This window comes from Kribbella sp. NBC_01245 (assembly GCF_036226525.1).
GTDB lineage: Bacteria > Actinomycetota > Actinomycetes > Propionibacteriales > Kribbellaceae > Kribbella.
Window position 1 is genome coordinate 5725283 of record NZ_CP108487.1, and the last position, 24458, is coordinate 5749740.

Below are 24458 nucleotides of genomic sequence, written 5' to 3' on the forward strand. Positions count from 1 at the left end.
AGATAGGAGCTGTCGGCTTGGAAGTCAACGCTTGTTGACCTACGGTGAGCCCATGGCGGAAGAACGGCAGTCGGACCGATCGCGGGCGACGATCCTGCAGGCGGCCCGGGAGCGATTCGCGGCGGATGGGTACGAGCGCGCGACGATCCGGGCGATCGCGGCGGACGCGGCGATCGACCCGGCGATGGTGATGCGGTACTACGGCAGCAAGGAGAAGTTGTTCGCGGCCGCGGCCACGATCGATCTGCGGCTGCCGGACCTGAGCGCGGCGCCGCGCGACGAATTCGGTGCGACGCTGATCGCGCACTTCGTCGACCGCTGGGAGGGTGACGAGACCCTGATCGCGCTACTGCGTGCGGGAGCCACCAACGAGGCGGCGGCCGAGCGGATGCGGGAGATCTTCGCCGAGCGGATCGGCGCGTTGGTGGGGACGTTCGTCGCCGACCCGGCCGAGGCGCAGGTCCGGGCCGGCCTGGTCGCCAGTCAGGTCCTCGGCATGGCCCTGTGCCGCTTCATCCTGCGCCTACCGCCGGTGGTCGACCTCTCCAAGGACCAGGTCGTCGCCTGGCTCGGCCCGACAATTCAGCGCTACCTGACCGCGCCCATTCCGTAAGCCCCCTCTTTCTTGTTCACGAGTGGTCAGGAAAAGGGTTAAAAGCGGGGTTTTTGGCGGCGGCGGGCGTCGAGTACGAAGAGGCCGCCGAGGGCCAGGCCGGTGACGAAACCGCCGAGGTGGCCTTCCCAGGAGATGTTGGGAATGGTGACCGAGATGACCGCGGTGATGGCGACGTAGACCAGGATCCAGGTCACGTCCATGCCGCGGGCTTTGCTGATCACCAGCAGCGCGCCGACCAGGCCGAGGACCGCGCCGGAGGCACCGAGCGTGCCCTGCAACGGGTTGCCGAGGATCCACACCGCGACGCTGCCGCCGAGTGCGGAGAGCAGGTAGAGCGCGATGAAGCGCAGCCGGCCGAGCATCGCCTCGAGTGGCGGGCCGAGCTGGTACAGCATGAAGAGGTTCGAAAAGATGTGGAAGAACGCCACATGCGTGAACGTCGAGGTGAGCAGGCGCCACGGCTCGATGTCCACGAAGAATGGCACCAGCACCATGCGGTTCAGCAACTCCTGGTCGGATCTGACCAGGAAGAAGACCACCAGGTTCAGCACCAGGATGGTGATGCTGATGACCTGGCCGTTGCCGCGCGCGACCCCACCCAGCGACGTGCGGGTCTTCGGGATCGACTTCACGCCGGCGTTGAAGCACTCCGGGCACTGGAAACCGACCGCGGCACTGTTCATACAAGCGGGACAGATCGGCCGGTCACACCTTTGACAGGTGACTCCGGCCGGCCGGTCCGGATGGCGATAGCAGACGCGGTCGGTCATTCCAGGTGCCTTGTCCGGCTCAGGCCGGGCGACGCTCGATCTTGACGCTGTTGATCACGATCGGCTCGAGCGGCCGGTCACCCGGCGCGGTCGGCGCGGTCGCGATCGCGTCCACGACCTTCTTGCTCTCGTCGTCGACGACCTCGCCGAAGATCGTGTGCTTGCGGTTCAGGTGCGGCGTCGGCGTCACGGTCACGAAGAACTGCGAGCCGTTGGTGCCGCGGCCGAACTGGATCCCCGCGTTGGCCATCGCCAGCAGGTACGGCCGGTCGAACTGCAGCTCGGGGTGGATCTCGTCATCGAAGGCGTAGCCCGGCGAACCGGTGCCGGTGCCGAGCGGGCAACCGCCCTGGATCATGAAGCCGTCGATCACCCGGTGGAAGCCCAGGCCGTCATAGAACCGCTCGTTGCTCGGCTGGCCGGTCTCCGGGTTCGTCCACTCCTTGGTGCCCTCGGCCAGGCCGACGAAGTTCTGCACAGTCGCCGGGGCGTGGTCGGGGAACAACTTGATGGTGACGTCGCCCTTCGTCGTCTCCAACGTCGCGTAAAGCTCTTCTGCCACTGGGTCCGCTCCTAGATCGTCACTGCTTACGGCGTTGATCCTGCCATGTGAGACCAAAATGCCATCAAATCGGCCCCCTAAGCCTCTCGTGTTTACGGCCTGGGTACGACGTACGATGCGAAAGCAGAAGCTTTTGTGGGCCATGCAGCACCAGCTGTCGGCACCGAGGAGGAACCGTGGGTTTGTTGAAGTCGAAGAGCCGGGTCGAGACCGCCAAGGGGCGCGTCCGTCCGCTCGCTGAATCGGCATCGCACAAGGTGGGACCGGTGCTCGACCAGATCGGACCGGCCGTTGGCACCGCACGGGAGAAGGTGTCGCCGTATGCCGAGAAGGCTCGCGAGCGCGGCGCCACTGCCGCGAGCCACGCCGTCGAGAAGGTCGGCCCGATGATCGATGACGCACTCGGCCGAGTCGGTCCCGCCACCGAACACGCGGCCGAACGGGCCCGGGAGAAGTTCAACGACGACGTGCTGCCGCGCGTCACCGGCGCACTGGCCGCCCTGGCCGCTGCCGCCGAGCCGATGGTGGAGGAGAGCGGCCGTCGTGGCCGGGCCACCAAGGCTGCCCTGAAGGGCGAGATCGATGCCCCGAAGAAGAAGACGCACAAGCTGCGTACGGCCGTGCTGTTGCTCGGTTTCGGCGCGCTTGCGGCAGCAGCCGTGAAGAAGCTGCTCACCCCGCCGGAGCCGGCCTGGCAGTCGACCCCGACCAGCGGCCGTGAGTACAGCTCATCCCCGTCCGGCACCAGCGCCCGGCACGCGTCGGCTTCGGCCGACCCGTCCGTGAAGCCGGAGCCGGGTCTGGGCAAGCAGGAGGCCACGACCGACGCGGCCGGTACGGCGTCGGACCCGGTGGCCGGGGAGAAGGCAGAGGTCAAGGACAAGCCGGACGTAACGAGTAACGGCGCCCCGAAGAAAGCCAGTGCGGGCAGCCAGCGCCGCGCGACCGGGTCGAACAACTCCAAGCCCAGCTCGGACTCCTGACCTCCGCTACAACCTTCCGCACCAACGACAAGACCCCGGGACCAGGTGGACCCGGGGTCTTTCGTTTTTCTTTTCATTCATTCGTCGGAATCCGCCCTCTGGCACGGCTGCCTGTACACAGCAGCCGACGCTGGGTGAGGGTGGATTCCGACGAATGAATGAAAAGAAAATGGGCGAAGGCCGCGGCACCCACCGAGGGCGCGACCTTCGCCTGATCGAGAGTCCCGCTAGTTGGGGTTGGGGGTGTCTTTGTCCTCGACGAGGCGCAGCTGGTGATCGGGGTACTCGTTGTCGACCTCGACGGCCCGCCCCTCGGTGAGCCGGCCGGCGGACAGCAACTGGGCGGCGTACCGGTGGGTGATGCAGGGGTAGGTGTCGCCGCAGTGCACACAGTTGGCGTGGTGACGGTGTGGCCAGGGCAGTACGCCCCAGCGCTTCGTCCAGGTCAATGGGTCGCGATCCGGCGCGTGGGCGTCGAGGGCCGACTTGGCCGCGGCCTGGATCTCTTCAACGGTCCATTCGGCGGCGGTCTTGTCGACGAGTTCACTCAGCGTCGGGGCCGGGTGGGGCAGGGTCATGCGCATCTCCCGCAGTTCGTGGCGGTAATGACCAGCGCGACTACGGCAGCGGGCGACCGCTGTTGCCGGACCGCCCTTGCGGGGCTTCGACCGCCCTCCTCAGGGGATCGACCACCCTTTTCAGGGGATCGACCACCCTTTCCAGGGATCGGAAGGGGAACGAAGTCTGTGGAGGTGGCGGCGCTGGAACGTGTTCGTTTGGTTGCTCACCGCGACACTAGACCCGTTCGGTGCCACGGCAGCAACCGGGGCCCGGTGTGTCCCTCACTGTGTCCGGAAGTTACCTGGAAGTTCGCCCGGATCAGCTCCAGGCCGTCTCGAGAGTGACCCTGGCCTCGAGCTCCAGCAGGTGCCGTTTCCGGGGCAATCCGCCGCCGAATCCGACCATCTTGCCGCCGGCGCCAACGACGCGATGGCACGGCACGATGATCGCCACCGGGTTGCGGTTGCACGCCACGCCGACGGCTCGCGCGGCACCCACATCACCGACGGCGCGGGCCACCTCGCCGTACGTCTCCATCTCGCCATAGGGGATGGCGGTCAGTCGTCGCCAGACCGCGACCTCGAATGCCGAGCCGCCCGGCGCCGACAGTGGCACGGTGAACTCGGTCAGTTCGCCCGCGAAGTACGCCGCGAGCTCTTGCCGGGCGGCGGTTAGAACGGCACTCTCACCAGCGATGTCATGGTCCACCTCGGCACCGACCGCGCCGAAGCGCAACCGGGTCAGGCCAGTGTCATCGGCGGCGAGCGAGAGCTCACCGATGGGCGATTCGATCGCGGTCCAGCGCATGGCTCCATTGAACGCGTCGCCACCGACATTCCACGAGACCGTGTACGCATGGTTCTCGTCCGATCACAGGGTGTTGTGCTATCTCTGAGACTCGCCCGAAGTGGTCGGCGCCGGAAGGTCGTCGAGTGGCTGCGGTGTCCAGGTGGGTGCATCGCAAGGCGGAGAATGAGCCTCGATGCTCTTTATCGTGGCTTCTTCTCCAACGCAGCGAGGTGCCCGCCTGGGCGCCGCAGACGCCGGCGAACTTCCGGCGCCGACCACTTAGCCCAGTGCTGCGGTTCTTACCGGACCGGGGTTCTCGGAGCCGCTCTATCCAGCATCGATGTATTCAGCGGAGGTGGCCGGTGATGGACCCATATCGAGGCGAGCCCTGGACCGATCACCGGGCTTACGCCGTCCCTGCTCAACCGCCGTTGGACCGGTGGTTCAGTTCCGAGCGGGCGATCGGCATCGCCGCGGCCGTGCTCATCGTCGCGGTGACGCTGATCAGCGCGCTGACCGCGGTGTCGGATTGGCACAGCTTCCGGGTGCTGCGTGCGTACGAGGCCGGGCCGATCCGCGATGCCGGCCAACTGCAACGGGCCGACCTGATCTCGGGTTCATTGTGGGTCGTCTCCTCGATCGTGCTGATGGCGGCCGCGATGGTGTTCCTGATCTGGCTGTGGCGGGTCCGGTGGAACGCGGAGATGTTCTGCCAGGGCAGTCACCGGCACACCCGCGGCTGGGTGATCGGCGCGTGGATCTGCCCGCTGGTGAATCTCTGGTGGCCGAAACAGGTCATCGACGACGTGCTCGCGGCCAGCGACTGCCGGACGCCGGCCCGGATCGACAGCCTGCGGGCGGTGCCGCACAGCGCGCTGGTGCGGGCCTGGTGGATCGCCGGGCTGACCGGTTTCCTGCTCGACAACGCGACCAACCGGCGCGCGCTGATCGACGACAGTTCGATCGGGGCGATCCTCGTCAACGCCGTGCTGTCCACCGGCTCGGCGCTCGCCACCGCGGTCGCCGCCGTACTCGTGATCATGATCATCGAGCGGGTGAACTCACTGCAGACCGAGCGCCCCTGGCAACCGTGGTGGTCCACCCCGGCGCCGGCCCCGCAGGCGCCCCCCGGTTTGCCGCACTACGGGCCACCGGGGCAGAGTGGGGTCCAGCCGTCGTTCTAGAATCGCTTCACTGCAAGTGGATTCAGGCGCTACGCACGGTGAGTTGGCACGAAAGGTTTGGGTTAAATCTATACACTCCGTGCTGGGACCGACTCCCATGGCATAGCTACTTCGTGGTATCCATGAGGCTCGGTTGAGCGGGGGCACGTACCAACCGGAAGCGCCGACCAGACGGAGTTCGAGCAAGCCGAGGGACGCAGCACGTGAGCCACCCGCACCCGGCGGAGAAGCCCGCCGAAGAAGCCGATGAGTGGCAGCCGCACGCGCCGGAGACCTTCCAGCAGATCGGCCGCCTCGGTCAGATCGCGATCGGGCTACTCGGCCTGTCGATCCTCACCCGCCTGCTGTCCACCTGGTCCGACTGGAACAGCTACGACGTCGTCGCCCGTTATCTGAACGGGTCGCCGGGCGTCGAGGACGCGGATATCAACCGCGCCGACAACATCGCCCGGCTCACCTCCATTCCGAACATCGTCATCGCCGTCGCGGCAGCCGTCGTCTTCGTGCTCTGGCTTTGGCGGGCACGGGTCAACTCCGAGGTCTTCTGCCAGGCCGACCACCGGCACAGCCACGGCTGGGTGCTGATCAGCTGGTTCTGCCCGGGCCCCAACCTCTGGTATCCGCGGCAGATCGTCGAGGACGTCTGGGTCGCGAGTGACCCGGCCACCCCGGCCTGGGCCGAGACACTGCGCTCGCGCCGGCCGATCTCGGTCATCAACATCTGGTGGTACAGCTGGCTCGCCACGATGGTGCTCGAAGTCGCCGTTCGCCGCCTGCTGATGTCGTTCGACTCGTCGCCCGGGCTGCTGCGCATGATCGCGATCTCGGCGACGCTCGCGCTGGTGCTCAGCATCGTTTCCGCGTTCTTCGCCGCGCAGCTGGTCCGCAAGCTGACCGCAATGCAGGTGAGCCGCCCGTGGGAGTCGTGGTGGGATCAGCGGGAGCCCTCGCGCCTCAGTGCCGTTCCCGCCTACTCGCGCGCCGACTCCGAGCGGGACGCGACGGCGCAGCGGCAGCCGGTGGCCATGCGACGCAGCCAGCCGCAGCCGCAAATGCAGTTCGCGAGCGCGGTTGGCGCGGAGGCTCCGCGTTTCGGTTCGCAGCCGGGTCAGGGTCCGCTCAAGACTCCGCTCAAGGCTCCCGGTGTGGCTCGGCCCGCCGCTGCCGCCGCAGGATCCGTCGGAGCCGTCGCCGCCTCGGCCGGCATGGCGGCTCAGCAGACCAGCCGGTTGGCCGCGGTGCCCGCACAGCCGCCCGCCGCTCGCCCCGCCGCGCAGGTTGAGGCGGAGCAGGAAGAGGCGCCGGCCTGGAGCCCGTTCGCCCCGGTCGTGGAGGCCTGGAAGGAGCCCGAGCCGAACACCGATGTGCTGGGTTCGACCGCCGGGTATGCCGCCTTCAAGCCCGACGCCTACACGCCGGAGTCGCAGCAGTCCGCTCTCGGTAAGCCGCTGGGCGACACCACCTCGTTCATGCCGTCCGGCCTCGACGCGACGCTGCCGAGCTGGGGCACGCCGATCGCCCCCATCACCGCTCCGGTCACCCCGGTTCCCCCGGTCGCCGAGGACCCGCTGCAGCCGACGTGGAAGTCCGTGCCCGAGCCGCCGGTCTACCACCAGCCCACGTACCAGCAGTCCACGTACGACGAGCCGGTCTACGAGACGCCGACCTACGAGGCGCCCCGGTATGACGAGCCGACGTACGAGACGCCGACGTACGAGCCGCCCGCGCTGAGCGTCGTACCGCCGTTGCCGCCCGAGACCTATCGCGGCGACTACAGCTCCGCCGCCGAGCCGCTCGAGTCGACCTACCTGCCGCCCTCGCGCCCGATCCCGACGCCCGACCCGATCGAAACTCCGGTACGACGCTCCGCCCCCGGGCGCCGCGCAGCCGCCGTGGCGGTCGACAGCCCGTCCTCGCTAACGCCTGCGGCCGAGCCCGAGCCGACTTACGAGGCGCCGACGTACGGCGAGCCGAGCTACCCGGCGACGAGCTACGGGGAGTCGACGTATCGCGAGCCGTTGGAGCAGGCGCCGCTGCTGTCCGGCCCGCCGCCCGCGCCGGTGCTCGAGGACGACTACTTAACGCCTTCGCAGCCGCTTCCGCCGGTTCCGCCCGTTGTGCCGGCCTACGAGCCCGAGCCGACCTACACGCCGTCCTACTCGGCTGAGACGTACTCGTACGGTTCAGAGGCGAGCGGTAGCTCCTACGACAGCTACGAGTCCTACGGTTCTGGTTCTTCTTACTCGTCTTCGGCCTACGAGAGTGACTACAGCGACTACTCGTCGTCGTACTCGCCTGAGCCCGCAGAGCCGGTTGCCCCGCCCGCGAAGGCTGAGCCGACGGCACCCCCGCCGCCGGAGAAGCCGACGACGCCGCGGGTGCACCCACGACGTCGCTGGGCCTAGTTAGTTCCGTCTGCCGGCAGTAGCAGGCACAAGTCGCCGAATTCGTGCCACAGGTATCCACTTTGCAGAGCCGCGTCGTAGGCCCGTTGCACCAACCGTCCGCCCGCGACGGCCTCCAGCAGCAGTAGGTGCGAGGCGTCCGGCGCGTGCATCCCGGTGATCAGTCCGCTCACCACGCGCGCCTTGCGGTCCGGCCCGAGCACGAGGTTCGTCCAGCCACTTGAAGGCCGGACGGTCCCGTCGGCGTCCGCGGCCGACTCGAGCGCGCGGACGGCCGTCGTGCCGACTGCGACGACTCTGCCGCCGTTGGCCCGGACGTGGTTCACGAGACGGGCCGTCGCCGCCGGTACGTCGTACCGCTCGGCCGTCGGTGGTTCGTGGCTCTCCAGCGAGGAAACGCCGGTATCAAGGCGAATCGGCGCTACCAGCACTCCGGACGAGACCAAACGCGTGACGAGCTCGGTGGTGAACGGCCGCCCGGCACTTGGCATCTCCGCACTGGTCGGGGTCTGCGCGAACACCGTCTGGTACGACTCGATCGGCCAGCGCGCGCCGACGTACTTGTAGGCGATCGGCCGCCCGTGCCGGCTCAGGAACTCCCGTACGTCCCCTTGCCCGGTCGCCACCTGCCACAACCGCACCCCGTCGTACGTCGCTTCGGGCCGCGGGTTGTATGGCCGGAGCAGCGTGATGCACTTGCCGGCGATTTCGACTTCGTCGCCCGCCTCGGCCGTGAGCAGGGGTGAACCCGCATCCGGCGCCGTACGCAACTCGATCACCCAGGTGCCGTCATCGAGTTCGGTCGAGAAGTGCACCACCACCGGCTCCACCCCGTGCGCCGAGAACCTGGTCCCGTCGATCGCGGCCGCCATCGTGCCCGAGGTGTTCACCACCAGTAGGTCACCCGGGCGTAGCGCGTCAGGTAACTCGTAGAACCTCTTGTGCGCAATGGCATCGCCGTCGGCTACCAGCAGCCTCACCTCGTCCCGCTGCATCCCACGAGCCTCCGGCGGTTCAGCCGCGTTCAACTCGTCAGGAAGCGTGAACCTGGTCAGCGGTTGTGCCGTCACGGTGCCACCGCCGGAACCAGCTCGGCCGCCTTGTACCGGCCACTGGCGGGCCGAGTGTCCAGTAGCTGCAAGAACCCGGGCACCGACTCCGAAGGCTCGGGCCGATCCGAAATGTCCTCATCCGGGAATGCCGCCTGGTGCATCGCCGTACGCATATCGCCCGGGTCCACCGCGTACACCCGCAGGCCCGGTTGTTCCGCCGCGAGGATGGCCGTCGCGTGGTCGAGCGCCGCCTTGGCAGAGCCGTAACCACCCCAGCCCTCGTACGGCTCGACCGCGGCGTCCGAACTGATGTCGATGATCACGCCTTCGCTCTCGCGTAGCGCCGGCAGCACCTGCTGGATCAGGGCGATCGGCGCGAACACGTCGACCTCGTAAACCCGGCGCAACTCGCTCAGGTCGTACTCGGCGAGCGTCGGCTGCGGGCTCGGCCCGAGATGGCTCGCGTTGTTCACCAACAGGTCCAGCCGGCCCAACCCGGCCACCGCGGCCGCGAGTTCGGCCCGATGCACCGGGTCGGTGACGTCCCCGGCGAGCGGGATCACCTCGGTGCTCGCGGCGAGCGCGTCAGCCGCGTCCTTCAGCGCATCGGCCCCACGGGCGTCGATCACCAGGGCCCATCCGCGGGCCGCCAAACCGTGCGCCAGCGCCAATCCCAAACCAGCCGAGGCACCCGTGATCAAGGCAACCGGCCGGACCTTCTCCACACCATTAGTCGTCGTCATGTCCGCCACCCTCATACTTCAAGCGAACTTGAAGTCAAGGCCTACCTCAACCGGCGGCGAACCCTGTGGACAAACCCTGCGATCTCGCGGCCGCGAGTTATCCACCGTTTCGGCCGAATGTGGAGTGCTCTGTGCACAATCCACGGATTTCGCAAGTTATCCACAGGTCATCCCCAACTTATCCACGGGTTTGCCAGCAGGCTGTGGATAAGTTGTCAGGCTGGCGGCAGGAGGATGCCGGGGTTCATCGTTCGAGCCGGGTCGAGGACGGCCTTCACGGCCTGCAGTGCCTCGATCGCGAGCGGGCCGATCTCAGCCTCGTACGCCGAGCGGTGGTCCGCCCCGACCGCGTGGTGGTGCGTGATGGTGCCGCCCGCCTTCGCGATCGCATCCGAGGCGGCCTGCTTGGCCTTGCCCCATTGGGCGATCGGCTCATCGGCCTGCGCGCACAACACGGTGAAGTAGAGCGAGGCGCCGGTCTCGTAAACGTGCGAGACATGGCACAGCACGATCGGCGGCGTGCCCTGATCCGACAAGGCTGTCACCAAGGCCTCCGTGACCGCGAGTTTCAACGCGGGCAAGGTCGACCAGAAGCCGGCGGTCTCGAGCGTCTCGACCAGTCCGCCCTCGTCCAGCAAGGGATCCCGCAAGTACGGCGCGTTGTAGCGCCCGACTCGCCAGGCCTCCCCAGGGCCTTCGCCGAGCGGTTCGCCGCCGGCCGCTTGCAGGACCTCGGCCACCTCCGCCTGGCGGCCCGCGATCCGCGCCCCCTCGAACCCGCAGATGGCGACGCATCCGCCCGCGCTCGCCGCCCCGGGATCGGCCAGATTGACCGCGGTCTCGACCTCATCCGAGAGGCGCAGCACGGTCGGCAACGGCCCGTCCTGCGCCAGCCGCCGTACGGCGTTGAGGCCCGCGTCGAACGAGGCGAATCGCCAGCCCTCGAAGGCCCGTTCCACCGCGCGCGGGCGGACCCGGACCACGACCGAGGTGATGATGCCGAAGGCGCCTTCGGATCCGAGGAACAGCTGGCGCAGATCCGGACCGGCGGCGGAATGCGGCGCCCGGCCGAGCCGGATCGTGCCGCGCGGCGTCGCCACGGTCAGACCGACCACCATCTGGTCGAACCGCCCGAACCCGGCCGAGGACTGACCACTCGATCGGGTGGCGGCATAGCCCCCGATACTCGCGCCCTCGTACGACTGGGGGAAGTGCCCAAGCGTGAACCCGTGCTCCGCCAGTTTCGCCTCGGCCGCAGGCCCGCGAAGGCCCGCCTGCAGGATCGCCGTACGGGAGATGTCGTCGACCTCGACCAACTCGTCCAGCCGGGCCAGGTCGACCGCCACCACCGCGTCGTACCCCTCGCGCTGTGGGGCGAGGCCGCCCACCACCGACGTACCGCCGGCGAACGGGACGACGGCCAGGCCGAGCTCCGCGCACACCGTGAGCAGCTCCTGGACCTCGTCGTGAGAGCCTGGCAGCACGACGAGATCGGGCGCGTCAGCGGTATCGCCGGCGCGGTCTCGCAGTAGGTCGGGGGTCGAATAGCCGCGGGTATGCCGCCAGCGGGTCTCGTTGTCGGTCTTTACCTGGGCGGCACCGACGACCGCAGCCAGGGCGGTAACAAGCGTTGAGGTCGGCGTCGGCAGGTCGGGCACTCCCAAGGCGGCAGGTGTCGGACGGGCGCCGAGATGGCGTAAGGCTTCGAGCGCCATTGCGGGCAGAACGGTCTTACGATCAGGATCGCCCCACCGGCCGTGGGCCATCCGGACCACCGGCAGATCCGACTCGGTCATGTTGTCTCCCGTAACTGGTCAGCCGCTGATACACTCGGACGCATGGTGTCTCAGCGTAGCAGCGACCGTAGCAGTGCCGGGCAAGCTTCCCGGAGCACTCCCGCGAATGCGATTCCCGAGCAGCGCATTCTCGACGCCGCCTACGAGCTGCTGCTCGCGATCGGGATGCGCCGGATGACGATGGCCGATATCGCCCGGCATGCCGAGGTCTCCCGCGCGACGCTCTACCGCCGCTGGCCGAACGTGCAGTCCGTGGTCGCCGCCCTGATGACGCGGGAGTGGACGACGGCCGTGGTGTCGGCCTTCCAGCCCGAGTCCAGCAACGGCCGGAGCCGGCTGGTCGAGGGTGTGGTCGAGGTCGTCGCGCAGACCCGGACCCACCCGCTGATGCGCAAGATCATCGAGCTCGATCCGGAGTTCCTGACGCCCTACCTGCTGGAGCGCCGCGGCAGTAGTACGGTCGCCCACCTCGCGCTGGTGGTGGAGGGGCTGAAGGCGGGGCAGGCCGACGGCTCGATCCGCGAGGGCGATACCGACTGGCTGTCGCGGCAGATCGTGCTCGTCGCGCTGGCCTCGGCCGTCTCCGGCCCGATGATCGCCACGCAGGAGGAATACACCCGGCTGGACGAGGAGCTGAGGTCGATGCTCACCAGATACCTACGGCCATGATCGCCCTCGGCAACAACAGCCTGAACGCGGCCCGGCGCGCTCGCGACCTGGACCGGCTCGACGCCGATCGTGGTCCGGTCGACGTGCTGGTGATCGGCGGTGGAGTCACTGGGGTCGGAGTGGCCCTGGACGCCGCCGCCCGTGGTTTGTCCGTTGTTCTTGCCGAGAAGCATGATCTCGCCTTCGGCACCAGCCGCTGGAGCTCCAAACTCGTGCACGGCGGCCTGCGTTATCTGGCGTCCGGGCATATCGGCATCGCCTATGAGAGTGCGGTCGAGCGCGGCATCCTGATGAAGCGGACCGCCCCGCATCTCGTGCACGCGGTGCCGCAACTCGCGCCATGGTTGCCCCAGGCAAGCAAATCCCAGGCCGGCATGATCCGTGGTGCCTTCCTCGGCGGTGACGTCCTGCGCACCATCGCCCGCACCAGCGAGGAGGTGCTGCCGCGGTCCCGCCGGGTCAGCACGGCCGAGGTGCTGCGCTACGCCCCGACCCTCCGGCCGGATGGCCTGCGCGGCGGCTTCCTCACCTGGGACGGCCAGCTGTACGACGACGCGCGGCTGGTCGTCGCGATCGCCCGCACAGCCGCGGCGTACGGCGCTCGGGTGCTGACGCATTGCGAGGCGACCGAGGTGACCGGCGGCGGGGCCGTGCTGGTCGATCGGTTCACGGGCCGCCGCATCGACGTACCGGCCCGCATCGTCATCAACGCAACGGGTATCTGGGCGGGCGAGGTCGCGCCGGGGATCCGCCTTCGCCCGAGTCGCGGCACCCACTTGGTGCTGCCGCAATCGGCCTTCGGCGGGTTGTCGGCCGTGCTCACGCTGCCGGTGCCGGGACAGCTCCGCCGGGTGGTGATGGCGATTCCCGCGCCGGATGGCCGGGTGTACGTCGGGCTGACGGACGAGGATGCGCCCGGGCCGGTGCCCGACGTACCGACGGCGACCGAGGCCGAGATCTCGTTCCTGCTCGATACGGTCAGCGCCGCGGTGCAGGTGCCGTTGACCCGGGCGGATCTGCTCGGGACGTATGCCGGATTGCGCCCACTGCTCGATTCCGACCACGGACCGACGGCCGACATCTCGCGTCGGCACGCGGTCATCACCAGCCCGGATGGGCTCGTCACGATCGTCGGCGGCAAGCTCACGACGTACCGGCGAATGGCGCAGGACGCCCTCGACGCGGCTCTCGGCCCAGCCGGTCGGAGCGCCGCCGGGCGAGGCGTGGACCGGTTGACCCCGGGCCCGTGCCAAACCGCGCGACTGCCGCTCGTCGGCGCCGCCAGCCTGGTCGAGCTCGCCGCCGTGCGCGCGCCGGCCCGATTCGTCCAGCGGTACGGCGTGGAGGCGCCTGCGGTGATCGCGGGGGATCCGGCCCTGCTGGCGCCGATCGCGCCGGGTGTGCCGACGACGCACGCCGAGCTGTTGTTCGCCGTCCGGCACGAGGGTGCGATGACGCCCGACGACCTGCTCGATCGGCGGACCAGGCTCGGGCTGTCGGCGGCCGATCGCGAGCTGGCACTACCCGCCGCCCAGGCTGCCTTCGCCTCTGTCTGAGGTACTTTGGGCAGCACCTTCTGGGAGGTGGGTTTGAGCTATCCCCCGTCATACGGGCCTCAGCAGCCGGGACCGTACGGCGCGCAGGCTCCTCATGGTGCCGTGCCGCCGGGTCCCGGGCAGCACGGCTTTGCTCCCTATGGGCCTGGGCCTTATGGTGCGCAGCCCGGGTTCGTGGTGCCGCCGCCGGTAGGGCCGAAGGCGCGGTCCGTGCAGAAGCTCGGCGTCGCCGCGGTGATCCTGATGGCTATCGGCACGCTGGGCGGGATCGGTCAGACCGTCCTGCTCTGGCAGTCGTACAGCGACCTGAAGCGGATCGTGTTCGGTCTGAGCAGCGAAGAGGAAGTCCTCGATTGGGCTGACAGTCTCAACCGCGCCGGGCCGCTGCTGAACCTCGGCACCTTGATCATGTTCGCCGGCGCCATCGTGTTCCTGGTGTGGCTCTGGCAGGCCCGAGAGACCGCCGAGGCGCTGGACCCGGATCCGCAGCTACAGCCGGGCCAGGCGATCTACCAGCGGCCGCGAGGCGTGCACCGGCTCGATCAGGGCTGGGTGATCGGGAGCTGGTTCTGCCCGATCGTGCAGTTCTGGTACCCGCTGCGCATCGTGCAGGACGTCGACACCGGCAGCCGGCCCAAGGGCGAGATCACGCCTGCCCGCGACCGCGGCATCATCTACACCTGGTGGACGAGCTGGTGCGTCTACTGGGTGATCTCGATCGGCGGCATGCTCGCCGCGTTCGCGACGTTCCTCGTCTGGATCGTGCAGTTCGTGGAGGACGTCGAGCGGGCCGAGGCCGCGAACGAGGATCTGGACATCTACGGCATGCAGGACTTCCTGCTCCGGTTCGTGCTGGTCGTGTTCATCGCCGCGACGATCGCGATGGTCGGGTACGTCATCGCGTTGGTGACGATCTCGATCCTGATCTTCCAGATCTCGGGTCGCCTGGACCAGCGACTGCGTACGGCCGCTGCTCCGCCTCCTCCCTATCTTCCGCCGGCGCCTCAGCAGCAGCCGTTCCCCACTTATGGCGGGCCTACTCAACAGCAGTCGCCGTACCGGCCTTTCGACCGCTAACCCTGGTTGAGTCGCCAGAGGACTGCTGACGCGTCGTCGTACTGCTTGCCGCGTGTTTTGCCCTGCACTGCCACTCGGTCCGCCTCGTGCACCTGGCGGATCAGTTCGGCAGGCCCTTCGTCTTCAAGTAGCCCGAGCAGGGCCGACCAGCTGTGGCCGTAGCGCTCGGCATAACGCGACGCGCCATCCGTGAGGACCGCGACCACGTCTAGCCCGTCCAGGTCCCTACTGCCGCTCAGAGCCTCGTACGCCGCGTGGGGAGCGGTACTGGCCGCCCAGAAGCCGCCTGGTTGGTTCCTCAGGCGACGAACGGCCTCCAGCGTGTACTCGGGTAGACCCCCGACCCGGTCGTCCAGCACAACCTCAACCCTGCCCTGGCGGTCCCGCATCACCACAGGCGAATCCGCCAACACCAGGTAGTCCAACTGGTTCCCGGCGGCCCTGACGATCGAGACGGTCGACGACGGGCTATCCGGGTTCGAGAGGTCGCAAGTCCCTTCGTGGACCAGGCCCACTCCCTTGATCGCCTCAGCCAGCAGATCCGCCAACGGCTCCTGCGAGCCTTTCGCCAACGGCGGCACGAGTTGCGCGGCCAATTCCCCGACCAGCCAGGCGACGCTATGCCCACACCCCGACTCCACCCCCGCCGGCGCCGTAGCCCCATCCAGCACCACCACAAACCCCTGCCCCACAACCACCAAATCCTCGTTAACCCTGCCCTCTATGTTCATCGGGCCCGCGTGCCGCGGCGTGTCAACGTTCATCGGTCCCTTGTGACCAGGCGTGTCGGTGTTCGTCGGTCCCTTGTGACCAGCTGGTGCGGGCTCGGAGGCGAAGGTGATCTGCATACGGGCAATTTTGGTCGGTGGTCCGTGTCAGATTGTCGGTGGCACCTGTCAGCATCAGGGCGTGGCTGATCGCAAGCACGGCAGACCTGCTCCGGCGACTGAGAGCGAGGTGCGCGACTGGGACGATCCCGACCCGTCGGGTAACACCTATACGAAGGTCGCGTTCATCGATCTCGACCTGACCGAGGTGGTGAATACCGGTGCCGTCTTCGACGAATGCACCTTTCGCGATGTGCGGTTCAACGCGTCGACTCATACCGATTCGGCGTTTGTGAACTGCACCTTCATCGGCTCGTCGTTCTTCGACAGCACGTTCACGCGGTGCAAGTTGCTCGGCAGCATGTTCGACCGTTGCACGTTCGGGCTGTTCAAGGTCGAGGGCGGCGACTGGTCCTTCGTCGGACTGCCGGGGGCGGATCTGCGCGGGTCCGAGCTCAGCAACGTCCGGCTGCGCGAGGCCGATCTCACCGGCACCCGGTTCGAGGGCGCCACCCTGCGCAATATCGACCTGTCCGGCGCCTGGCTGCACCACGCGAACCTCTCCGAGGCCGACCTCCGCGGCTCCGACCTCACCACCGTCGACCCGGCCACGGTCGAACTGTCCGGCGCCATCATCGACATGACCCAGGCCATCGTCATCGCCACCACCCTCGGCCTAGACGTCCGCCCCACCTAACCCCCTCCGCCTCTTCGCCACGGCACGCCGGTACGACGGCCCGCCCGAGGACGTACGACGCGCGCCCGGCCAGACCTCACGCCGTACGGGCTGAGGGTCGCGGCGTGGGGCGGTCAGTGGGGGCGAGGGGCTGGGCGGGCTCGGGTCGTGCGGACGGTGGCGAGGGCCGGGGTGGCGGAGGCGCGGAGCGCGGCGGCTTTGGGTGTGCGCGCGGGAGCCGAACGGATCACCAGCTGGCTAGCCGACCGTCGATGCCGCGGCCGGGTGACGAGCATGGCGGTATGACCGACTGCCATCGGCGGCGCGATGGCCGGCGCACTCGCCAGCTTCCGCAGCAGAACGAGAAGAGCGCTCGCCAGGCCTACGCCGGCGAGCGCTCCGAGGGAGTTCGCGATCAGGTCGTGCAGCTGACACGACCTGCCCAGCGGCGGTATGAATGACTGCACCGCCTCCACCCCGGCGGATATCCCGACCCCGGTGGTCAGGCCCAGCGAGGGTTTACCGGTCACGAGGGTGAGCAGACCGGCCGCCGGCACGAACAGCAGCACGTTCAGCACTCCCTGCAGGGTCGTGAGCGCGCCACGGCTGGTCAAGCTGGTGCCGCATGCCCCGATGGATCCGAACGTCTGGGCCGTCGGACTCAGGGTCGCTGCCAGGATCAACCCGAAAGATGCCGGGAGCAACAAAGTCGCCAGTCGCGTCGGCAATTGCCGGATCCGGCGCGCGGTCAGTACCGCCACCGGCAACGCGAGCACGGTGACCACGAGCCAGGTATCCAACAGGTAGGGAATGCCGCGATAAATCTCGAGCACGGAGTCCTCCGTTATCGCCCGATGCAGTCCACCTCCGAATTAGTTGCCGGAGGCCACGATCTGCCCGGTGCAGTGGTGATCGCGCAGCTGGTGTTTGTCCTGAGAAGAACATCGATGCCACAGCCGACTGACCGCTAGGTCAGACACCACATCTGCACGAACCCGCAAGCATCTCGCGACACAACGTGACCCAACTGTCACGAATCGCCCCCCACACCCCCAAACCCCAACCCCACGGCCCATTTTCCCCATCCGAGGGGCTCCAGTCAGCCGACCAGGTCGCTGGCCGCCTCCCGCGCCTGGACCATCCCCGCTGAACAATGTGGTCGTGAGTATTCGGATCGTGGCGCCGGACCGCTCCTCGCTCGGACTGGCGGTGAGCAAGTTCATGGGAGGCCGGCCAGGTGAGGCGTACCTGGAATCGCCGGGCTCGCTCGCCTTCGTGGCCTACGCCGACGCGGAGCTCGCCGGTTGGTGCTGGGGATATCAACTGGTCCGGCCGGATGAGTCGTCCATGCTCTATCTCCACCAACTCGAGGTCGACGAGGCACACCGACGCAAGGGAATCGGCAGGGGTCTGCTGCGAGCCTTTATGACGACAGGCGCCGAGGGTGGCGCGACCAAGATGTTCCTGACGACTGGCGCGGAGAACGCCGCCGCACGCTCGCTGTACGACGCGATGGGTGGCGGCTTGGCTGCACAGGGACCGACGGTCAACTACTGGTTCCTACTCGATCGCTAGAGGGCCATCCTTATGGCGGCCGCCTGGTGATCCAAGGCGCGTCGCATCTGGTACGCCGTGTGCGCCGTCGTCGGCCCGGTCTCGATGTGGGCCGTAGCGGTACGCAGTGTGGTGCTGACGTCCTCTTCGCCCATGTGGGCCAGGACGAGACTGACGTCAACTCGTGCACCTGACCGCGCGTAGGTCAGGGTCAGGACGACGGGGTGGCCTTCTGGGCCGTGGAAGAGGGGCTCGGAGAATCCCGCATCGAGAAGGAAGTCGAAGCGCTGCCGAGCTTCAGCGGCGAAGGTCTTGATGCGCGCGTCCACGGCACCCAGTATTGCTGCCGTTCCGAGATGGCTATCTGCACGTGTCGAAGCGACGTTCCCGGCACATCAGGGGAGAGGTTGTGGAGACGAGGGGACTCGAACCCCTAACCCCTGCCTTGCAAAGGCAGTGCTCTACCAATTGAGCTACGCCCCCGGAGGGGATCAGTGGCCCGGAGTGACCGGGTCCACGGCCTCGGCCCAGAGGTCCTGCTCGGCTTTCGCCTGCTGGGACTTGGACTTCTTGTAGACGAAGTATCCACCGATGCCGGCCAAGGCGGCCAGCAAGATCTTCTTGAACACGGTGGCTCCTTTGATCGCCGAAGTGGAAACCGATCAGCGGGTGGGCCTAACTGGACTTGAACCAGTGACCTCTGCCTTATCAGGGCAGCGCTCTAACCGTCTGAGCTATAGGCCCGCATTTCGTGCTTCAACTGCGCGGAGAGATTACCCCACGAAGCACGCTCGGCCCAAACCGGATACCGCGGGACGGGTATCCGGCCGGGCCATTCGCCTCAGTCTTCCGACGCGAGGGTGACTTCGAGACCGCCCAGCAGGGTGGCGGCGATGTTGTAGAGGAACGACCCGAGGGTGGCCAGGGCCGTGATGATGAACACGTCCGCGACGGCCAGCAGGGTGGTGAAGCCCATCACCTTGCCGGTGGAGATGTACTCCTCGATGCGGAAGGGCTCGGCCGACGTCGTACCGAGAACTTCGTTCACCGTGCGGTTCAGGTTGTCGAACACACCGGCCGCACCGATCGCCGACCAGACGATGAAGACGGCGACCCAGGTGACGATGCCGAAGGCCACCGAGAGCAGCAGGGCGGTCTTCATCACCGACCACGGGTCGAGCCGGGTCAGCCGGAGCTGGGCCTTCCTGGTCCGCGGTGCCGTGGCGGTCGGTTTGCCGGCCTCGTGCAGCCGGGCGACGGTGTCGTCGCCCTTGGCCCGGGCCATCTGCTCGGTGGTCAGCTGAGGCTGGGCGGCCGTCTCGGTGCCGACCTGCCGGATCTGCGGCGAGACGGCACTTGCGACCGGCTTCGGGGCCGGGTTCGGCGAGGCGTTGACCGGCTGGGTCACCGCCGGCCGTCCGGGGGTAGAGGGTGTCGCAGGACGCCCTTGACCACCAGCACCACCGGCAGGCGCCCCAGTAGCGGGTCGGCCGGCGGCCTGACCCGGACGAGGCTGACCAGGCTGAGGCTGACCGGGCTGAGCGCCACCGGACTGAGCGCCACCGGACTGGCCACCGGTCGGTAGGCCGTTGCCCGGCTTGCCCCCGCTGGGCGGGCCGGCGGGGCGTGCTGGGCCGGAGGAAGCCGTGGCGGCCGGTTTGGCGCCGCCCTGAGGGTTGGTCGCGGGTTGCCCGCTCGTGCCCCGAGCCGGGCCCGAGGAGGCGTTCTCCGCCTGCCCCTCAGGCCAGGTCGGCCTCGCACGGTTGCTCATCAGATGTCCTCCTGGCCGGCGTCGTCGTCTCCGACGGTAGCCGCGCCGTTCACGTCAGTCGAATGGTCGTCGCTTTCCTGGACGCTCTCAGGGGTGCTTTCGGTTGTCGATTCCGCCGAGGTGATCACTCCTTGGACACCATCAGCCTCAACAGCACCATCAGCGCCCTCGACCAGCTCGCCCTCGACGACCTCGCCCTCGACGATCTCTTCCACCGCGATCTCGGCGTTCCGGGCGATCGCGACCACCGCGTCGGACTCACCGACACCGGCGAACCGCACGCCCATCGTGTCGCGGCCCTTCATCGGCACGCTGTCGACCCGGCTGCGCACGACCTGGCCGCTGGCCTTGATCGCGAGCACCTGGTCGGTGTCGACGACGATCAGGGCGCCGACCAGCGAACCGCGCTCGTCGTTCAGCTTGACCGCCTTGATGCCCAGACCACCACGGCCCTGCTGGCGGTACTGCGCGACCTCGGTGCGCTTGGCGTACCCCGCGTCGGTAACGGTGAAGACGTACTGCGCGTCCTCCTCCGAACCGGCCCGGATGACCGACATCGAGAGCAACTCGTCGCCCTCGCGGAACTTCATCCCGGTGACACCCGAGGTGGCGCGGCCCATCGGCCGGAGCTGCTCGTCGTTCGCGGTGAAGCGGATCGACTGGCCCTTGCGCGACACCAGCAGCAGGTCGTCCTCGGCGGAGGCCAGCTCGGCGCCGATCAGCTCGTCGTCGTCCTCGCGGAAGTTGACCGCGATGATGCCGCTCTGCCGGGCCGAGTCGTAGTCGGTCAGCGCCGTCTTCTTGACCAGACCACGACGCGTCGCGAGCACCAGGTACTCCGACTGCTCGTAGTCGCGCAGCGTCAGAACCTGGGCGATGTCCTCGTCCGGCTGGAACGACAGCAGGCCGGCGACGTGCGAGCCCTTCGCGTCCCGGGCCGACTCCGGCAGCTGCCACACCTTGGCCCGGTAGACCCGGCCCTTGGTGGTGAAGAACAGCATCCAGTGGTGGTTCGTGGTGGCGAAGAAGTGCCCGATCTCGTCCTCGGCGCGCAGCGCGGCACCACGGACACCCTTGCCGCCACGGTTCTGCACCCGGTACAGGTCGGTCTTGGTGCGCTTGGCATACCCGCCGCGGCTGATGGTGACGACGACGTCCTCGTCCGGCACCAGGTCCTGCACGGACAGGTCGCCGTCGGCCGCGATGATCTCGGTACGACGCTCGTCGCCGAACTTGTCCACGATCTCGGCCAGCTCGTCGCGGACGATGTTCCGCTGGCGGATCGGGTTGGCCAGGATGTCCTCGAGGTCGGCGATGACGATCTCGAGCTCGTTCAGCCGGTCGATGATCTTCTGCCGCTCCAACGCGGCCAGCCGGCGCAGCTGCATGTCGAGAATGGCCTGCGCCTGGATCTCGTCGATCTCCAGCATCGAGATCAGGCCGCTGCGGGCCTCGTCGACGTCCGGGCTGCGGCGGATCAGCGCGATGACCTCGTCCAGCGCGTCGAGCGCCTTCACCAGACCGCGGTAGATGTGCGCCTGCTTCTCGGCCTCGCGGAGGCGGTAGCGGGTCCGCCGCTGGATGACCTCGATCTGGTGGTCGATCCAGTGCGTGATGAACAGGTCCAGGCTGAGCGTGCGCGGCACGCCGTCGACCAGGGCCAGCATGTTGCAGCCGAAGGTGTCCTGCAGCTGGGTGTGCTTGTAGAGGTTGTTCAGTACGACGCGAGGCTGAGCGTCACGCTTGAGCACGACCACCAGCCGCTGGCCGGTCCGCGACGAGGTGTCGTCCCGGATGTCGGCGATGCCGTTGATCTTGCCGGTGTTGACCAGCTCGGCGATCTTCTGCGCGAGGTTGTCCGGGTTGACCATGTAGGGCAGCTGGGTGACGACAAGGCTGGTGCGCCCCTTGGCGTCCTCCTCGATGTCCACCACCGCGCGCATCGTGACCGAACCACGACCGGTGCGGTAGGCGTCGTCGATGCCCTTGTAGCCGACGATCAGGGCGCCGTTCGGGAAGTCCGGGCCCTTGATGTTCTCCATGCACGCCGCCAGGACCTCTTCCTGGGTGGCGTCCGGGTGCTCAAGCGCCCACTGGGCGGCCGCCGCGACCTCGCGCAGGTTGTGCGGCGGGATCTGCGTCGCCATTCCGACCGCGATGCCGGCCGAACCGTTGACCAGCAGGTTCGGGAAGCGGCTCGGCAGGATCACCGGCTCCTGCGAACGGCCGTCGTAGTTGGGACGGAAGTCGACCGTGTCCTGGTCGATGTCCCGCACCATCTCCATCGCGAGCGGCGCCAGCCGGCACTCGGTGTACCGCATCGCGGCGGCCGGGTCGTTACCCGGCGAGCCGAAGTTGCCCTGCCCTTGGATCATCGGGGCCCGCATCACCCAGGGCTGCGCCAGCCGCACCAGGGTGTCGTAGATCGCCGAGTCGCCGTGCGGGTGGTACTGACCCATCACGTCACCGACGACACGCGAGCACTTCGAGAATCCGCGATCGGGGCGATACCCACCGTCGTACATCGCGTAGAGGATGCGGCGGTGCACCGGCTTCAGGCCGTCGCGGACCTCGGGCAGCGCCCGGCCGACGATGACGGCCATCGCGTAGTCGAGGTACGACTGCTGCATCTCGGTCTGCAGATCGAGTGGCTCGATCCGGTCATGGCCGGGGGAAATTGGGGTCTCGGTCATCTCGTCCCGTTCGATTCAGAGCTGGTACGGCGTGGGTGGCTAACGTCAGATGTCGAGGAACCGGACGTCCTTGGCGTTGCGCTGGATGAAGTTCCGCCGGGCTTCGATGTCGTCGCCCATCAGGGTCGCGAAGGTCTCGTCGGCCCGGGCCGCGTCGTCCAGCGTGATCTGCAGCAGCACCCGGTTGGCCGGGTCCATCGTGGTCTCCCACAGCTCCTGCGCGTTCATCTCGCCCAGACCCTTGTAGCGCTGGGTGCCGTTCTCCTTGGGCAGCTTCTTGCCGGCCTCGGCGCCCGCGGCCATCAGGCCGTCCTTCTCGCGCTCGGTGTAGGCCAGCTCGTGCGCCGAGTTGCTCCAGCGGATCTTGTACAGCGGCGGCTGCGCGGCGTACACATGACCGGCCTCGATCAGCGGGCGCATGAAGCGGAACAGCAGCGTGAGCAGCAGCGTCCGGATGTGCTGGCCGTCGACGTCGGCGTCGGCCATGATCACGATCTTGTGGTAGCGCAGCTTCTCGGCGTCGAAGTCCTCGTGGATACCGGTGCCGAGGGCCGAGATGATGGCCTGGACCTCGTTGTTCTGCAGGACCTTGTCGATCCGGGCCTTCTCGACGTTCAGGATCTTGCCGCGGATCGGCAGGATGGCCTGGAACTTCGGATCGCGCCCACCCTTGGCGGAGCCACCGGCCGAGTCACCCTCGACGATGTAGACCTCGCACTCTTCGGGGTTGGTCGACTGGCAGTCGGACAGCTTGCCCGGCAGACCGCCACCACCCAGCAGACCCTTGCGGTTGCGGGCCAGGTCGCGCGCCTTGCGGGCGGCGATCCGGGCACTCGCGGCCGCGGTGGCCTTGCGGATGATCTCGCGGCCCTCCTGCGGGTTCTGCTCGAACCAGGCGCCGAGGCGATCGTTCACGACCTTCTGGACGAAGCCCTTGACCTCGGTGTTGCCGAGTTTGGTCTTCGTCTGGCCCTCGAACTGGGGCTCACCGAGCTTGACCGAGATGATCGCGGTCAGGCCCTCGCGGACGTCGTCGCCGGTGAGCCGGTCCTCCTTCTTCTTGATCATGCCCTGGTCTTCGCCGAAGGAGTTGACCAGCGTGGTGAGCGCGGCCCGGAAGCCCTCCTCGTGCGTACCACCCTCGTGGGTGTTGATCGTGTTGGCGAAGGTGTGCACCGACTCCTGGAACGAGCCGGACCACTGCATCGCGACCTCGAGGCTGAGGCTGTCGTCGCCCTGGGCCGCCTCGAAGGCGATCACGTTGTTGTGCACGGTCTCGCGGGTGCCGGTCAGGTACTTGACGAAGTCGACCAGGCCCTCGTCGTACTTGAAGGACTCCTCGCTCGGCACGCCCTCGAGCTGGTGCTCCGGGCGCTCGTCGCGGACGACGATCTCGAGGCCCTTGTTCAGGAAGGCCATCTCGCGGAACCGGTTGGACAGCGTCTCGAACGAGTACGTCGTGGTCTCGAACACGTCCGGGCTGGCCCAGAAGGTGACGGTGGTGCCGTTCTCCTCGCTGGTGCCGATCTCTTTCAGGTCCTCGTCGGGCACGCCGATGGTGAACGACTGGGTGTAGAGCTTGCCGTTCTTCTTGACGTCGACCTTGAGGCGGCTGGACAGCGCGTTCACGACGGAGACACCGACGCCGTGCAGACCACCGGAGACCTTGTAACCGCCGCCGCCGAACTTGCCACCGGCGTGCAGCACGGTCAGCACGACCGTGACGGCCGGCTTGCCCTCGGACGGCACGATGTCGACCGGGATACCACGGCCGTTGTCCTCCACCTGGATACCGCCGTCGGCGAGCAGCGTGACGACGATCTTGGTGCAGTAGCCCGCGAGGGCCTCGTCGACCGCGTTGTCGACGACCTCGGTGACGAGGTGGTGGAGGCCGCGCTCACCGGTGGAACCGATGTACATACCGGGGCGCTTGCGGACCGCGTCGAGGCCCTCCAGCACCTGGATGGCGCTCGCGTCGTACTCCCCGTCGACGGCGCCGGAAAGGTGCAGCGTCGAAAGCGGTACGTCGGAGCCGATGCTGTCGGCGGACGGGTTGACGTCGGTCGTGGTCGGCTCGTCGGTCACCGGTTGCGGTCCTCCTCGGACCCCCTCGCGGGGGCATCGATTCATGGTGGGGGCCGCGGACGCCGATGGTATTGGCGCTGCGGCCCTCT

The 24458-nt window shown here is 68.0% G+C and carries 24 protein-coding genes and 2 tRNA genes; 9 read left to right on the forward strand and 17 right to left on the reverse strand.

The genetic code is table 11. The features are described 5' to 3' along the window. Positions 1-52: 52 nt before the first annotated feature. Positions 53-613, forward strand: a complete 561-nt coding sequence (locus tag OG394_RS26010; protein WP_328989698.1) for a TetR/AcrR family transcriptional regulator — start codon at positions 53-55, stop codon at positions 611-613. Positions 614-651: 38 nt separating this feature from the next. Here the strand turns inward: OG394_RS26010 and OG394_RS26015 are convergent, their stop codons facing one another. Together OG394_RS26015 and OG394_RS26020 are read right to left on the reverse strand one after the other, a co-directional pair. Beyond that, positions 652-1299: a rhomboid family intramembrane serine protease gene (locus OG394_RS26015; RefSeq protein WP_328989699.1), complete on the reverse strand. Its 648-nt coding sequence runs from the start codon at positions 1297-1299 to the stop codon at positions 652-654. A 106-nt stretch (positions 1300-1405) separates the two neighbouring features. Next, positions 1406-1948, reverse strand: a complete 543-nt coding sequence (locus tag OG394_RS26020) for a peptidylprolyl isomerase (protein WP_328989700.1) — start codon at positions 1946-1948, stop codon at positions 1406-1408. Between the two features lie 176 nt (positions 1949-2124). On the opposite strand from OG394_RS26020, the gene OG394_RS26025 reads away from it, so the two are divergent. Further along, positions 2125-2931, forward strand: a complete 807-nt coding sequence (locus OG394_RS26025) for a hypothetical protein (protein ID WP_328989701.1) — start codon at positions 2125-2127, stop codon at positions 2929-2931. Between the two features lie 227 nt (positions 2932-3158). On the opposite strand, the gene OG394_RS26030 is transcribed toward OG394_RS26025, so the two are convergent. Together OG394_RS26030 and OG394_RS26035 are read right to left on the reverse strand one after the other, a co-directional pair. Beyond that, positions 3159-3509 carry a hypothetical protein gene (locus tag OG394_RS26030; protein ID WP_328989702.1) on the reverse strand — a complete coding sequence of 117 codons (351 nt, stop codon included), beginning with the start codon at positions 3507-3509 and terminating at the stop codon, positions 3159-3161. Between the two features lie 301 nt (positions 3510-3810). Next, the gene (locus OG394_RS26035; protein WP_328989703.1) at positions 3811-4299 is read right to left on the reverse strand and encodes a methylated-DNA--[protein]-cysteine S-methyltransferase; all 489 of its coding nucleotides are present in this window, start codon (positions 4297-4299) and stop codon (positions 3811-3813) included. Positions 4300-4646: 347 nt separating this feature from the next. Between OG394_RS26035 and OG394_RS26040 the strand changes: the two genes are divergently transcribed. Beyond that, positions 4647-5465, forward strand: a complete 819-nt coding sequence (locus tag OG394_RS26040) for a DUF4328 domain-containing protein (RefSeq protein ID WP_328989704.1) — start codon at positions 4647-4649, stop codon at positions 5463-5465. 203 nt (positions 5466-5668) lie between these two features. Continuing rightward, entirely contained in the window at positions 5669-7870 is a 2202-nt protein-coding gene (locus OG394_RS26045; protein ID WP_328989705.1) for a DUF4328 domain-containing protein, read from the forward strand. On the opposite strand, the gene OG394_RS26050 is transcribed toward OG394_RS26045, so the two are convergent. From OG394_RS26050 to OG394_RS26060, 3 genes are all read right to left on the reverse strand, one after another. Next, the gene (locus tag OG394_RS26050; protein WP_328989706.1) at positions 7867-8940 is read right to left on the reverse strand and encodes an S-adenosylmethionine:tRNA ribosyltransferase-isomerase; all 1074 of its coding nucleotides are present in this window, start codon (positions 8938-8940) and stop codon (positions 7867-7869) included. The two genes, OG394_RS26045 and OG394_RS26050, sit on opposite strands and share 4 nt — an antisense overlap. Next, positions 8937-9665, reverse strand: a complete 729-nt coding sequence (locus OG394_RS26055; protein WP_328989707.1) for an SDR family oxidoreductase — start codon at positions 9663-9665, stop codon at positions 8937-8939. The genes OG394_RS26050 and OG394_RS26055 overlap by 4 nt, the downstream gene beginning before the upstream one ends. A 215-nt stretch (positions 9666-9880) precedes the next feature. After that, positions 9881-11461, reverse strand: coding sequence for an FAD-binding oxidoreductase (locus tag OG394_RS26060; RefSeq protein WP_328989708.1), 1581 nt, complete (start codon positions 11459-11461; stop codon positions 9881-9883). 42 nt (positions 11462-11503) lie between these two features. Between OG394_RS26060 and OG394_RS26065 the strand changes: the two genes are divergently transcribed. The 3 genes from OG394_RS26065 (at position 11504) to OG394_RS26075 (ending at position 14763) form a co-directional block, all read left to right on the forward strand. Continuing rightward, positions 11504-12130, forward strand: a complete 627-nt coding sequence (locus OG394_RS26065; RefSeq protein WP_328989709.1) for a TetR/AcrR family transcriptional regulator — start codon at positions 11504-11506, stop codon at positions 12128-12130. Beyond that, complete coding sequence (locus tag OG394_RS26070) at positions 12127-13686, forward strand: glycerol-3-phosphate dehydrogenase/oxidase (RefSeq protein WP_328989710.1); 1560 nt, start codon at positions 12127-12129, stop codon at positions 13684-13686. Before OG394_RS26065 ends, OG394_RS26070 begins: the two co-directional genes overlap by 4 nt. 210 nt (positions 13687-13896) lie before the next feature. Beyond that, the gene (locus OG394_RS26075) at positions 13897-14763 is read left to right on the forward strand and encodes a DUF4328 domain-containing protein (RefSeq protein ID WP_328989711.1); all 867 of its coding nucleotides are present in this window, start codon (positions 13897-13899) and stop codon (positions 14761-14763) included. Here the strand turns inward: OG394_RS26075 and OG394_RS26080 are convergent. Next, positions 14760-15611, reverse strand: a complete 852-nt coding sequence (locus tag OG394_RS26080) for a protein phosphatase 2C domain-containing protein (RefSeq protein WP_328989712.1) — start codon at positions 15609-15611, stop codon at positions 14760-14762. The two genes, OG394_RS26075 and OG394_RS26080, sit on opposite strands and share 4 nt — an antisense overlap. A 61-nt stretch (positions 15612-15672) precedes the next feature. Between OG394_RS26080 and OG394_RS26085 the strand changes: the two genes are divergently transcribed. After that, complete coding sequence (locus tag OG394_RS26085; RefSeq protein ID WP_328989713.1) at positions 15673-16287, forward strand: pentapeptide repeat-containing protein; 615 nt, start codon at positions 15673-15675, stop codon at positions 16285-16287. Positions 16288-16400: 113 nt separating this feature from the next. On the opposite strand, the gene OG394_RS26090 is transcribed toward OG394_RS26085, so the two are convergent. After that, entirely contained in the window at positions 16401-17099 is a 699-nt protein-coding gene (locus OG394_RS26090; protein ID WP_328989714.1) for a VanZ family protein, read from the reverse strand. Between the two features lie 328 nt (positions 17100-17427). On the opposite strand from OG394_RS26090, the gene OG394_RS26095 reads away from it, so the two are divergent. Next, positions 17428-17841: a GNAT family N-acetyltransferase gene (locus OG394_RS26095; protein ID WP_328989715.1), complete on the forward strand. Its 414-nt coding sequence runs from the start codon at positions 17428-17430 to the stop codon at positions 17839-17841. Here OG394_RS26095 and OG394_RS26100 read toward each other — a convergent pair. The 8 genes from OG394_RS26100 to gyrB all read right to left on the reverse strand — a co-directional run bounded on the left by OG394_RS26100 (position 17838) and on the right by gyrB (position 24414). Next, positions 17838-18149 (reverse strand): hypothetical protein, encoded by a 312-nt coding sequence (locus OG394_RS26100; protein ID WP_328989716.1) that lies wholly within the window; start codon positions 18147-18149, stop codon positions 17838-17840. The genes OG394_RS26095 and OG394_RS26100 overlap by 4 nt on opposite strands. Positions 18150-18230: 81 nt before the next feature. Next, positions 18231-18303 (reverse strand) — tRNA-Ala (locus tag OG394_RS26105). Between the two features lie 8 nt (positions 18304-18311). Further along, a complete protein-coding gene (locus OG394_RS26110) occupies positions 18312-18449 on the reverse strand; it encodes a DLW-39 family protein (protein ID WP_328989717.1) in 138 nt (45 codons plus the stop codon). A gap of 41 nt (positions 18450-18490) precedes the next feature. After that, a tRNA-Ile gene (locus OG394_RS26115) sits at positions 18491-18564 on the reverse strand. Between the two features lie 97 nt (positions 18565-18661). Continuing rightward, entirely contained in the window at positions 18662-19228 is a 567-nt protein-coding gene (locus OG394_RS26120) for a DUF3566 domain-containing protein (protein WP_328989718.1), read from the reverse strand. Then, entirely contained in the window at positions 19225-19395 is a 171-nt protein-coding gene (locus OG394_RS26125; RefSeq protein ID WP_328989719.1) for a hypothetical protein, read from the reverse strand. The genes OG394_RS26120 and OG394_RS26125 overlap by 4 nt, the downstream gene beginning before the upstream one ends. Before the next feature lie 195 nt (positions 19396-19590). Further along, on the reverse strand, positions 19591-22284 hold the full coding sequence (gene gyrA / locus OG394_RS26130) for a DNA gyrase subunit A (RefSeq protein WP_328989720.1): 2694 nt from the start codon (positions 22282-22284) through the stop codon (positions 19591-19593). 45 nt (positions 22285-22329) lie between these two features. Further along, entirely contained in the window at positions 22330-24414 is a 2085-nt protein-coding gene (gyrB, locus tag OG394_RS26135) for a DNA topoisomerase (ATP-hydrolyzing) subunit B (RefSeq protein WP_442914227.1), read from the reverse strand. Between the last annotated feature and the right edge of the window lie 44 nt (positions 24415-24458).